At 73.3% G+C, this 12,104-nt stretch carries 8 protein-coding genes and 1 riboswitch; of the genes, 6 read left to right on the top strand and 2 right to left on the bottom strand.

Annotated elements, in window-relative coordinates:
• Positions 1-157 precede the first annotated feature (157 nt).
• From PUR26_RS05315 to PUR26_RS05295, 5 genes are all read left to right on the top strand, one after another.
• Entirely contained in the window at positions 158-3,568 is a 3,411-nt protein-coding gene (locus tag PUR26_RS05315; protein WP_329869689.1) for an AfsR/SARP family transcriptional regulator, read from the top strand.
• 22 nt (positions 3,569-3,590) lie between these two features.
• On the top strand, positions 3,591-3,992 hold the full coding sequence (locus tag PUR26_RS05310) for a hypothetical protein (protein WP_329869687.1): 402 nt from the start codon (positions 3,591-3,593) through the stop codon (positions 3,990-3,992).
• Positions 3,987-4,167: riboswitch (cobalamin riboswitch) on the top strand. (Overlaps the previous gene by 6 nt.)
• An 87-nt stretch (positions 4,168-4,254) precedes the next feature.
• The gene (locus tag PUR26_RS05305) at positions 4,255-5,241 is read left to right on the top strand and encodes an ABC transporter substrate-binding protein (RefSeq protein WP_329869685.1); all 987 of its coding nucleotides are present in this window, start codon (positions 4,255-4,257) and stop codon (positions 5,239-5,241) included.
• A complete protein-coding gene (locus PUR26_RS05300) occupies positions 5,238-6,392 on the top strand; it encodes a FecCD family ABC transporter permease (protein ID WP_329869682.1) in 1,155 nt (384 codons plus the stop codon). The genes PUR26_RS05305 and PUR26_RS05300 overlap by 4 nt, the downstream gene beginning before the upstream one ends.
• Positions 6,389-7,195 carry an ABC transporter ATP-binding protein gene (locus tag PUR26_RS05295; protein ID WP_329869680.1) on the top strand — a complete coding sequence of 269 codons (807 nt, stop codon included), beginning with the start codon at positions 6,389-6,391 and terminating at the stop codon, positions 7,193-7,195. Before PUR26_RS05300 ends, PUR26_RS05295 begins: the two co-directional genes overlap by 4 nt.
• Positions 7,196-7,623: 428 nt before the next feature.
• Here the strand turns inward: PUR26_RS05295 and PUR26_RS05290 are convergent, their stop codons facing one another.
• Positions 7,624-8,097 carry a carboxymuconolactone decarboxylase family protein gene (locus PUR26_RS05290; RefSeq protein WP_329869679.1) on the bottom strand — a complete coding sequence of 158 codons (474 nt, stop codon included), beginning with the start codon at positions 8,095-8,097 and terminating at the stop codon, positions 7,624-7,626.
• 751 nt (positions 8,098-8,848) lie between these two features.
• Here PUR26_RS05290 and PUR26_RS05285 point away from each other — a divergent pair.
• Positions 8,849-9,577, top strand: coding sequence for a hypothetical protein (locus PUR26_RS05285; RefSeq protein WP_329869677.1), 729 nt, complete (start codon positions 8,849-8,851; stop codon positions 9,575-9,577).
• Positions 9,578-9,669: 92 nt separating this feature from the next.
• On the opposite strand, the gene PUR26_RS05280 is transcribed toward PUR26_RS05285, so the two are convergent.
• Positions 9,670-12,069: an excinuclease ABC subunit UvrA gene (locus PUR26_RS05280; protein ID WP_329869833.1), complete on the bottom strand. Its 2,400-nt coding sequence runs from the start codon at positions 12,067-12,069 to the stop codon at positions 9,670-9,672.
• Positions 12,070-12,104: the final 35 nt, after the last annotated feature.

Raw genomic sequence — 12,104 nt, 5'->3', positions numbered from 1 at the left:
GCTCAGCCTGTGGCCCTGCGCTGCCGGTCCGCTGCCCATCCGCTGCCGGTCCCCTGGGCACCGGCCGGTCCACCACCCATCGGTGAGCGGTCCGGACCGGCCCGGGAGGATCGCGAGGGCCAGCGGGACGGCCGGGACACCCCCTAGGGTGATCGTCATGCGTGTGGGGGTGTTGGGGCCGCTGATGATCCGGGCGGCCGACGGAAAGCCGGTGACCGTGACCGGGGCGAAGGCGCGCAGCCTGCTGGCCAGGCTGCTGGTGGCGCCCGGACGGCCGGTCTCCGCCGACCGTTTGGTGGACGCCCTGTGGGGCGTCCCGGACGCGGAGCCACCGGTCCACCCCTACAGCAGCCTCCAGGGGCAGGTCTCCCGGCTGCGGGCCGCTCTCGAACGGGCCGAGCCCGGCGGCGGGCGCGCGCGGCTCGCGCATGACGAGGGCGGGTACCGCCTGCGACTGGCGTCGGGGGAACTCGACGCGGATCGGTTCGCCGGGCTGACCGCACGGGCGCGGTCCGGGACGCCGGCGGCGCGTCCCCGGGCGGACCTGCTGCGCCAGGCCCTGGCGATCTGGCGCGGGGAGGCGTACGCGGGCCATACCGGCGACCCGTCGGTGCGCGCCGCCGCGGCGCGGTGGGAGGAGGAGCGCCTGGCCGCGCTGGAGGAGCTGCTGGACCTGCGGGTCCATCTCGGCGAGCAGCACGCGGTCCTCGGCGAGCTGGACGAGCTGGTCGCCGCCCATCCGCTCCGCGAGCGGCTGCGAGCCGTACAGCTGCGGGCCCTGTACCGGGCGGACAGGCAGGCCGAGGCCCTGGCAGGGTACGACGACCTGCGCGGGCGGCTGGTACGGGACCTGGGGCTGGAACCCGGCAGCACGCTGACGGCGCTGCGACAGGCGATTCTTCGGCAGGACGCGGACGTGGAGCGCGTTTTCGGGCCGAGGGTGGACGCGGCGGCCCCATGTGCCGCCGGAACGACAGTCACCGAACGCGGGACCGAGGACCGGGCCGGGGAAGCGGGCGGGGCCGTACCGGGGCCGGACGACGCCCGACGGGACCCGCACCGGGGTGCGGATCGTGCCACGACCGCTCCTCGGGCGGCATCGGATGCCGGAGCGGCGGCAGGGGGCGGCCGACCGCGCGCGCCGCTCACCCGGATCGTGGGCCGGGCGTCCGACCTCGCCGGCGTGGAGGCTCTGCTGGAGCACTCCCGGGTGGTGACCGTGACCGGGCCCGGCGGCGTCGGCAAGACCCGTCTGGCCGGCGAGTGCGCGGCCCTGGCGGCCGACCGTTACCCGGACGGGGTCTGGGCGGCCGAGCTCGCCCCGCTTCCCGCGGGCTCGTCCTGCGAGGCCGTGGCCGGGACCGTGCTCGGGATCCTGGGTGTACGCCAGCCCGCCACCGGGGCGGACCGGGAGCAGGCGTCCGCGGTGGAGCTGCTGGCGGGCGCCCTGCGCGAGCGGCGGATCCTGCTGCTGCTCGACAACTGCGAGCACCTCACCGACGCGGTCGCCGGACTGCTCGCGGCGGTCCTGCCCGGGGCGCCCGGGCTGTCGGTCCTCGCGACCGGTCAGGAGCCGCTCGGGCTGGCCGGGGAGGCGGTGCACCAGCTGGGGCCGCTGGCGCCGGCCGATGCCGTCGCGTTGTTCACCCTGCGTTCCGGGCTGCCGGCCGCCGCACTCGCCCCGCCCGAGGCCGCGGCGGCCGTCGCCGCCCTGTGTGCCCGGCTGGACGGTCTGCCCCTCGCCCTGGAGCTGGCGGCCGCCCGGGCCCGGGCCCTGGGGGTGCACGGTCTGCTGGCGGGGCTGGACGACCGGTTCGCCCTGCTCTCACGGGGACTGCGCGGGGTACCCGAACGCCAGCGGACCCTGCGTGCGGTGATCGACTGGAGCTGGGCGCTTCTCGACCCCGCCGAGGAGGCGGTGCTGCGCCGGCTGTCCGTGCACGCGGGAGACGCCTCGACGGCGGCCGCCCGCGCCGTCTGCTCGGGCCCGGACATGACGCCCACCGATGTTCCGGAGGTGCTGGCCCGACTGGCGGACCGGTCCCTCGTCGTCCTGGTCGACCGTCCGGACGGGACGCGGTACCGGCTGCTGGAGTCCGTCAGGTACTACGCCGTGGAGCGGCTGCGGGAGGCCGGGGAGGAAGCGGACGCACGGGCCCGGCACGGCGCGTATCACCGGGAGTTGGCGCTGCGGGCGGAGCCGCTCCTGCGCGGCCCCCGACAACGGCAGTGGCTGACACGGCTGGACGCGGCCGAGGCCGACCTTCGCCCGGCGGTCGAGGAGGCGCTGTCACGAGGGGCGGTGGTGGAGGCGCTGCGGGCTGCCCGCGCGCTGACCTGGTACTGGCTGCTTCGGGGCAGGCCGGCCGTGGCGGGGAGGCTCCTCGACGCGTGCCTCACCGCGGAACGCGGTATCCCGGGCCGGCCGGGAGAAGAGCCGGAGCGGGCCGCCGCCGTCGCGTCGGCGGCCGCGTGGCGGACGGGCCTCGCCCTGGGCGAAGGCGCCTCGCCGGCCACCGGTGAGGCGGAGATCCGGGGTGCGGTCGACGCCCTCGACGCGCCGCAGGTGTCGGCGCACGACCCGTGGGCGAGGGCCACCGCGCTGTGGTTCCTGGCCTCCTCCCAGATGGGCGCGGGAGAAGTGGCCACGGGCGAGGAGCTCACCGAACGGGCCCTGACCGCCTGTGAAGAGCTCGGCCACACCTGGGGAACGGCGGCCTCCCTGAGCGTGCGGGCCCGGCATGCCCTGGCGCACGGCGACCTCGACGGAGTGCGCCGCGACGCCGAACGCAGCGCCCGGCTGTTCGGCACGCTGGGAGACCGTTGGGGCCTGTCGCAGACGGTGTTCCCGCGGGCGAAGCTGCACGAGATCGCCGGCGACCATCCGAGGGCGGTCCGGCTGCACGAGGAAGGGCTCGCCCTCGCCGAGGAGTTCGGGTGGTGGACGGAGGCAGCCAAGCGACTGTGTGCGCTGGGGCGGCTCGCCTTCCTCACGGGCGACCGCTCGGCGGCCCGGGAGCTGCACGCCCGTGCCTGGAAGCTGACGCGGGAGCAGAGCCATGCCGCCGGAGAGGCCGATGCCCGGATCGGCTTGGGAATGATCGCGCGGCGCACGGGGGATCTCGATGAGGCGGAGGCCCATATGGACAGCGTCCTGGCCTGGTTCCGTGCCACGGGATACGGGCCGGGTACGGCCCTTGCCCTCGCCGAGCTCGGTTTCACGGCCGAGCTGAGGGGCGAGCCGTCCCGTGCCCGCGAGCTGCACACCGAGGGGCTGGCGGTGGCGCGCGAGCTGGGTGACGTACGGGCGCTCGCGCTGGCGTGGGAGGGCCTGGCGGGCGCGGCGGCGGCCGGCGGTGCCGGGGAGCGGGCCGCCGGACTGCTGGGCGCCGCGCACGCGGCCCGCGTCTCGGTCGGCGCGCCGCTGCCGGACGCCGAACGGCACGACGTCGATCGGGTGTGGTCGGCCTGCCGGTCCCTGCTCGGCCCGGCGGCGGCCGACGCGGCCTTCGCGCGCGGGACGTCCCGTGGCGGGGAGCACCTCGTGCCGGACCCTGCTGCCGGCTGACCCGCGCGGCGGTGGCCCGGACGTGTGCGTTCCCGGCCGCGGGGGGCCGTTCGGCGGGCGCCTCCGTCATCCAGGTGCGCGGTCACTCGGGGAACGCCTGCGGCTGCTGGCCTGTGATCCTTCCTGCTACGCCCATGAACTCGAACGGCTCCCGGCCGATCCCCTCGACGTGGTGGTGATCGACACCTTCGACACGGAGGCGGTCCACGCCGAGCTCGGCCGTACGCCGGCACTGAACGGGCTGATCGGTTCCACCGACACCCGGATGCCGGTCGGCGCGGAACTGACGGCCCGTTTCGGACTGCCCGGGCTGGGCCCGGCCGTTCCGCGGCGGTACGTCGAGGCGGACGCCAGGGCTGACGGAATGTCGGGGCGCGCGGGGTTGCGCCGCACGCCCTTTTGCCTCTCGCTCAAGGGATCGTAATATCACCTGGTCACCACCGCGACGGGAGACAGGAAGCCGGTGCGATTCCGGCACGGTCCCGCCACTGTGACCGGGGAGTGCGTCCCTTCGAGAAGCCACTGCGCGCGGCGTGGGAAGGCAGGAGGACGAACGACGATCCGGGAGTCAGGACACTGGCCTGTCGCGGGCCCGTTCCAAGGAGCGCGGACTCCGCAGGAGGCTTTACGTGTACCACGGCACCCCATGCCTTACTTCTCCCCTGCCCACGAGGCGGCGCGGCGTCATGCGCCGTACGGGACTCGCGATCGCGCTGTCCGCGACCCTGCTGGCCGGATGCGGCAGCCCGGACGGGCGCGATGACCGGCGCGGCGCCGGGGCCTCCCGCTCCGCTCCGGGATTCCCGGTCACCATCGACAACTGCGGAACGCGCACGACGTACGACGAACCGCCTTCCCGGGTGGTCACCATCCACCAGCACCCGGCCGAGCTCCTGCTGGCCCTGGGTCTGAAGGACAGGATGGTCGGCACCGCCTTCCCCGACTCCGCGGTCCTGCCCCAGTGGGAGGAGGACTTCAAGGCCGTACCGCAACTGGCGGAGAAGGAACCCTCCTTCGAGGCCGTCCTGGAAGCCGAACCGGACCTCGTCTACGGCGGTTACGGCAGCGCCTTCGCCCAGAACGAGGGCCGCTCGCGCAAGGCGTTCGCGGACGCGGGCATCGACACCTACCTCAACCGCGAGTACTGCGGGAAGAAGCAGGTGTCCATGCGGGACACCTACGAGGAGATCCGTACGATCGGCCAGGTCTTCGGCGTGCGGGAGCGTGCGGAGAAGCTGGTCGCCGAGTTGCGGGGACGCATCGGGAAGAGCAGCGCGGCGGTCAAGGGCGAGCCGCCCGTCTCCGTGTTCGTGTACGACAGCGGCGACAAGGCCCCCTTCACGGCCGGCGGCAGGAGCCTGGGCACCGAGATCATCCGACTGGCCGGCGGGCGCAATGTCTTCGCCGACCTGGACGAGGTCTTCGGCGACGCCTCGTGGGAGCAGGTCGTCGAGCGCAGGCCCGAGGTCATCGCGATCTACGACTACGCCGGCGCCGGCAGCGTGGAGCGGAAGAAGAGGTTCCTGCTCTCCCAGCCCGCCCTCGCCGACGTCCCCGCTGTGAAGAACAAGCGGTTCGTGGTGCTGCCGCTGACCGCCACCCTCGTCGGTGTCCGGCCCCCGTACGCCGTCGAGGACCTCGCCCGTCAGCTGCACCCCGGCCGGTTCAGGTGACCGCCTCCGCGCGGACCGGGCAGGAAGGGCGTCTCGCACCACCGGCCTCACCGGCCTCGGCGTCCTCGCCGGCCTCGCCGGCCGTCCCTCCCCGGGACCGGCCGGGCAGGGGAGCCGCCTTCCCCCTGGCCCTGCTGCTCCTCGGTGCGCTGCTGATCGTCTCCGTCACGGCGGGCCTGGGCATCGGTTCGGTCCATGTGCCGCCCGGAGAGGTCTGGGGCATCGTGAGCCACGCCCTGGGCGCCGACTCGACGGAACCGGGCTGGACCCGGGCGCGCGAGACGATCGTGCTCGATGTGCGGGCGCCGCGGGTGCTGCTGGGAGCGGTGACCGGTGCCGGGCTGGCCGTCGTGGGCGCGGCCATGCAGGCACTCGTCCGCAACCCGCTCGCCGAGCCCTATCTGCTCGGGGTGTCCTCGGGAGCGTCGCTGGGAGCGGTCGCCGTCATCGTCTCCGGGGTCACCCTGTTCGGTGCCGTCTCCCTGTCGGCGTCCGCGTTCACCGGCGCCCTCCTCACCCTGCTGCTGGTGTACACCACGGCTCGGGCCGGCGGGCGGATCACATCGATCCGGCTGGTCTTGTCGGGGGTGGCGGTCGCGGCGGTGCTCACGGCGGTGATGGACCTGCTGCTGCTGACGGCCGACCGGGGCAATCAGGCGCGTGAGGTGCTCGCCTGGACGCTCGGTGGTCTCGGGGGCGTCCAGTGGGGGACGTTGTGGCTTCCCGCCGCAGCCCTGGTGGTCGGCGTCGGCGTCCTGCTCCTGCAGGCCCGTTCGCTGAACCTGCTGCTGGCGGGCGAGGAGGCCGCCACGACCATGGGACTGGATGTGGCCCGCTTCCGTGCCCGGATGTTCGTCCTGCTGTCGCTGGTCACGGGCGTCCTGGTCGCGGCGGCCGGACCGATCGGGTTCGTCGGGCTGATGCTGCCGCACATCGTGCGGCTGTTCGTCGGCGGTGACCATCGCCGGGTCCTGCCGACGGCGGCCCTGGCCGGCGCGGTGTTCCTCGTCTGGGCCGACATCGCGGCCCGTACGCTCGCGGCCCCCATGGAGATACCAGTCGGAGTGCTGACCGCGCTGTGCGGCGGTCCGTTCTTCCTCTGGATGATGCGCCGGGACGCCCGGCGGAACGACGACCGGGGAGCGGTGTGACAGCGGCAGAGCTGACCGTCGACGGGCTGACCCTCAGCGCCGGTGCCCGTCGACTGGTACGGGACGTCTCACTGACGGCGGCGCCGGGCGAGGTGATCGGTCTGGTCGGGCCCAACGGCAGCGGCAAGTCCAGCCTGCTGCGCGCCGTCTACCGCGTCCTGCGTCCCGACTCGGGCCGGATACGTGTCGACGGAACCGACGCCTGGTCCCTGCCGACGCGGAAGCTGGCTCGTACGATGGCCGCCGTCGTGCAGGAACCGGGCGCGGACTTCGACCTGACGGTGCGGGACATCGTGGCGATGGGGCGTGCCCCGCACAAGCGGCTGCTCGACGGCGACACCGCCGAGGACGCCCGGCTCATCGTGTCCTGCCTGGCGGCGGTGGACGCGGCGGAGCTGTCCGGGCGCCCGTTCGACCGGCTCTCCGGAGGCGAGCGCCAGCGGGTGCTGATCGCCCGTGCGCTGGCTCAGCAGCCGTCGCTGCTGGTGCTCGACGAACCGACCAACCACCTCGACGTCCGGCACCAGTTGCAGGTGCTCGGCCTGCTGCGGCGCCTGCCCGCCACGGTGCTGGTGGCCCTGCACGATCTGAATCTGGCGGCCTACTACTGCGACCGCATCTACATCCTCAGTGAGGGTTCGATCGTGTCATCGGGCCCGCCCGTCGAGGTGCTCACCCCGGAGATGCTGCGGGACGTGTACGGCGTGGCGGGCGAAGTCGTCGTGCACCCGAGGACGGGCGCTCCCCATGTCACCTTCCTGCCCGGCCAGGACGCGGCTGCGGGTGACGCCGGCCCTCTGTGACGAGCGGTACGGATCACTCCGGCTCGTGATCGTGCGGGGCCGTCACCGGGGCCTCCGACGGCGAGCGGTCCGCCCGCCGTCGTGCCCGGAGGCGGCCACGACGATCAGCCCGACGATCACGGCGGCGGCCGCGAGCCGTCCCCCGGCGCGCAGGATCCGCCTCCCTGAGGACGGGCCACCGGCCCGGCCGGGCCGGGTCAGCCGTGGCCATCGAGGTGAGGCTGCTGGTGGGATGCCGGCGTTCCAGCCGGTCCGTCGTGCCGGTCCGTCGTGCCGGCATCTCGGGGTCGGCACGGGAGCGCCGCCCGGAGCTCCGGGGACGGCCGGCACGGGATGGCCCGGGGCTGCGGGCCGAGCCCGGGTGGCCGTCGCCCCTCGTCCGGATCCCGCCGGGGCACCCGGGCCCGGCGGGATCCGGACGAAGGTCCTCAGGCGAACTGACCGGGCCGGTAGTCGCCGGCCGGCTGCCGGATCATGACGTTCACCCGGTTGAACGCGTTGATCAGCGCGATCAGGGACACCAGGGCGTTGAGCTGCTCCTCGTCGTAGTGCTTGGCGGCGTTCGCCCAGGCCTCGTCCGTCACCCCGCCCGCCGCGTCGGCGATACGGGTGCCCTGCTCCGCCAGCTCCAGCGCCGCGCGCTCGGCCTCGGTGAACACCGTCGCCTCCCGCCACGTCGCGACCAGGTGCAGCCGCGTCGGGGTCTCACCCGCGGCGGAGGCCTCCTTGGTGTGCATGTCGGTGCAGAAGCCGCAGCCGTTGATCTGGCTGGCGCGGATCTTCACCAGTTCCTGCGTCACGACCGGCAGGGGCGAGTCCGAGAGGACCTTGCCCGCCGAGACGATGTGCTTCAGGAACTTGCCCGCGGTCGGGCTGCCGAAGACGTTCAAACGGGCGTCCATGATGTGCTCCTCTGCCGTTGTCGGTGGCTACACATCCAGGACGGAGGGCGCTCGGCCCGATGTGACACGCCCTAAGGTGACGTGCGTCACGTCCGGAAGCGCCGTGCGAGGGCAACGGCGACGGGCCACGTGCGGAGGCGGAAGACCGCACCGGCATCCGGTGGTTCGCCGCGCCGCCACGTCCCCGCGGTCGGATCCGCGTACACCGCCCGGTCGTGGAGCCGCCTGTGCCGCTCGTCGGCATCCGGCCCCGGGTCGGGGCAGGCACAGGGTGGGGCAGGCACGGGCGGATCGGGGCAGGCACAGGGTGGGGCAGGCACGGGCGGATCGGGGCAGGCACAGGGTCGGGGCCGGCCCCGACGAGGTGCGGGGGCGTCCATGCGACGGCGTGGCAGTCGTCGTCCGGACCGAAGGAGGCGACGAGCGCCGTGGCCTCCTCGGCGGTGACCGATGATGTGGTCGTGAGATCCGAAGTCCGGGCAGGGCCGGGCACACGGTGCGTGCGCCTCGCGGCCCGGGCGGGGAGGTCTGTCGCGCAGCGCGGCAGGGGCACTTCGCCGTTCCGCGCGGCACGGTCGCGCGCCGCGCGAAGCGCGGCGGGCATAGAGTCTCGCCCGCCGAGTACCGGAGACGCCGGAAGACACGCACGCCACGCCCGAAGGGGAGCTCAGCACGGCCACCGAGCGTTGAATCCTCGAACGGAGCGTTCCGCGTACACGCACCACTCTGCCCATGCGATGAGGAGGACCCCATGAACGCCGCCGGAGAAGGACGGCAGCAGTTGGACGCGGTCAGCGTCCTGAACGCGAAGAGCACGCTCCTTCAGCTCCTCGGCCGGGCGGGGGTCTTCTCCGGTGACGCCGAGGAGCTGATCGGGCTCGTCGAGGCCGGTGCGCTCGCCCTTGCCCACCAGAAGATCGGCCGGATCGCCCGGAGCGCCCCGGAGGAGAAGGGCGAACTGTACGAGTCCGGGTGGCTCGACGGCGCCCGGCTCGTCACCGACGAACTCGACGGCCTCGCCGAACGAGCGCTGCGGCTCGCCGTCGTCTCCGATCCGTCGGCCTCTCCGGACGCCCGTCCTCCCGTCGGGAGGATGGAGGTGGAGCGGGCGAAGGTGGCGGTCATGCCGCTCTACCTCTCGTTCACCGAGGTCTCCGACCTCGACCCCGACGTCTCCGAACAGGTGCTCACGGCGGTCCTCGGCACGATGACCCTCAGGCAACGGGCCGCCTACGCGGGGCGCCTGACGGAGTTCGCCTCGGCCGGCCGCGAACGCCTGGAGCGGCTCTACGCGCGGTACGGACCCGGCAGCACCATCGCCATCCATGGGCGCTACTCGCTCATCCACTCCCCCACCAGCGTCGCCGTACTGGAACGTCTCGCCGCCGCACCTTCGGCACTGCGCGAGGAGTGGGACGCGGCCGAACTGCCGCCCGCCTGGCTGGAAGGTCTCACGACGGCCTGGGGTTCACCGGCCTGACCCGGCCTCCGGTGCCTGCCGGGGAGCAGCGGGGCGGGTTCTCCGTTCCGGCCGGACCCGCCCCGCCCGGTGGCCGCCGGGCCCGGGCCCGGTCAGCCGCCGACGTAGGCCGCGAGGTGCTCGCCCGTGAGGGTGGAGCGGGCCGCGACGAGGTCCTCGGGCGTCCCCTCGAAGACGATCCGGCCGCCGTCGTGGCCGGCGCCCGGACCGAGGTCGATGATCCAGTCGGCGTGCGCCATGACCGCCTGGTGGTGCTCGACGACGATGACCGACTTGCCGGAGTCGACGAGCCGGTCGAGCAGACCGAGCAGCTGCTCGACGTCGGCGAGGTGGAGGCCGGCGGTCGGTTCGTCGAGCACGTAGACAGGGCGGTCGCCGCCCTTGTCGGCCATGTGGGTGGCCAGCTTGAGCCGCTGCCGCTCGCCGCCGGACAGCGTGGTGAGCGGCTGGCCGAGGCTGAGGTAGCCGAGACCGACGTCGGCGAGCCTGCCGAGGATGCGGTGCGCGGCCGGTGTGCGCGCCTCGCCGGTGCCGAAGAACTCCTCGGCCTCGGTCACCGACATCGCCAGCACCTCGCTGATGTCGCGGCCGCCGAGGTGGTGTTCGAGGACCGACGCGTGGAACCGCTTCCCCTCGCACTCGTCGCAGGTGGTGGCGACGCCGGCCATCATCGCCAGGTCGGTGTAAATGACACCGGCACCGTTGCAATGGGGGCAGGCTCCCTCCGAGTTGGCGCTGAACAGCGCCGGCTTGACGCCGTTGGCCTTGGCGAACGCCTTGCGGATCGGGTCGAGCAGTCCGGTGTACGTCGCCGGGTTGCTCCGTCGCGAGCCGCGGATCGCGCCCTGGTCGATCGACACCACGCCCGCGCCGGCCGGGATCGACCCGTGCACGAGCGAGCTCTTGCCGGAGCCGGCGACACCCGTGACGACGGTCAGCACCCCGAGCGGGATGTCCACGTCGACGCCCCGCAGGTTGTGCGCCGTCGCCCCACGGATCTCCAGCGTCCCGTTGGGCTCACGCACCGTCTTCTTCAGGGAGGCCCGGTCGTCGAGATGCCGGCCGGTGACGGTGTCGGCGGCCCGCAGCCCCTCGACGGTGCCCTCGAAGCAGACCGTCCCACCGCCCGTGCCGGCGCCGGGGCCGAGGTCGACGACGTGGTCGGCGATCGCGATCACCTCCGGCTTGTGCTCCACGACGAGCACCGTGTTGCCCTTGTCGCGCAGCCGCAGCAGCAGCCCGTTCATCCGCTGGATGTCATGGGGGTGCAGGCCGACGGTGGGCTCGTCGAAGACGTAGGTCACGTCGGTGAGGGAGGAGCCGAGGTGCCGGATCATCTTGACGCGCTGCGCCTCGCCGCCCGACAGCGTGCCCGAGGGCCGCTCCAGCGAGAGGTAGCCGAGGCCGATCTCCACGAACGAGTCGAGGGTCTGGCCGAGCGCCGTGAGCAGCGGCGCCACCGACGGCTCGTCGAGCCCGTGGACCCACTCGGCGAGGTCGCGGATCTCCATCGCGCAGGCGTCGGCGATGGACAGCGTGCCGATCCTCGACGCCCGGACCGCGGCGCTGAGCCGGGTGCCCTCGCACTCCGGGCAGTCGGTGAAGGTGACCGCACGCTCCACGAAGGCCCGGATGTGCGGCTGCATCGCCTCCTTGTCCTTGGACAGGAACGACTTCTGGATCTTGGGGATCAGACCTTCGTAGGTGAGGTTGACTCCGTTGACCTTCACCTTGGTCGGCTCACGGTAGAGGAAGTCCTGCATCTCCTTCTTCGTGTACCTGCGGATGGGCTTGTGCGGGTCGAGGAAGCCCGACTCGGCGTATATCCCCACGGTCCAGACGTTGTCCGACTTCCAGCCGGGAATCGTGAACGCGCCCTCGGAGATCGACTTGGTGTCGTCGTAGAGCTGGGTGAGGTCGATGTCGGAGACCGAGCCGCGCCCCTCGCAGCGGATGCACATGCCGCCGGTGCGGCTGAAGGTCACCTTCTCCGTCCTGGTCTTGTCCGCCCCCCGGTCGACGCGGAACCCGCCGCTCGCCGACACCGAGGCGACGTTGAAGGAGTACGCGCCGGGCGGGCCGACGTGCGGCTCGGCGAGCCGGCTGAAGAGAATGCGCAGCATCGCGTTGGCGTCCGTGACGGTGCCGACCGTGGAGCGGGGGTCGGAGCCCAGACGCTGCTGGTCGACGACGATCGCGGTCGTCAGCCCCTCGAGCACGTCGACCTCGGGCCGCGCCAGGGTCGGCATGAAGCCCTGTACGAAGGCGCTGTAGGTCTCGTTGATCAGCCGCTGCGACTCGGCGGCGACGGTGCCGAACACCAGCGAGCTCTTGCCGGAGCCGGAGACGCCGGTGAAGACCGTCAGCCGGCGCTTCGGAATCTCGACACTGACGTCCTTGAGGTTGTTCACCCGCGCGCCGAGCACGCGGATCAGGTCGTGGATGTCGGCATCGTGCGGCGCGGGCGACCGCGTGTCCGTCCTCGTGGCCATGCTGGTCATGTCTCCATCTCTTGCGCGGACCGCGG

It is taken from the genome of Streptomyces sp. SP18CS02, from assembly GCF_036322365.1.
In the GTDB taxonomy this organism is placed as follows: Bacteria; Actinomycetota; Actinomycetes; order Streptomycetales; family Streptomycetaceae; genus Streptomyces.
This window is presented reverse-complemented; position numbering and strand designations above follow the sequence as displayed.

Coding starts and splice junctions, on each gene's coding strand:
- PUR26_RS05315 (WP_329869689.1), top strand. CDS start 158: ATGCGTGTGGGGGTGTTGGGGCCGCTGATGATCCGGGCGGCCGACGGA.
- PUR26_RS05305 (WP_329869685.1), top strand. CDS start 4,255: ATGCGCCGTACGGGACTCGCGATCGCGCTGTCCGCGACCCTGCTGGCC.
- PUR26_RS05290 (WP_329869679.1), bottom strand. CDS start 8,097: ATGGACGCCCGTTTGAACGTCTTCGGCAGCCCGACCGCGGGCAAGTTC.
- PUR26_RS05280 (WP_329869833.1), bottom strand. CDS start 12,069: ATGGCCACGAGGACGGACACGCGGTCGCCCGCGCCGCACGATGCCGAC.
- PUR26_RS05285 (WP_329869677.1), top strand. CDS start 8,849: ATGAACGCCGCCGGAGAAGGACGGCAGCAGTTGGACGCGGTCAGCGTC.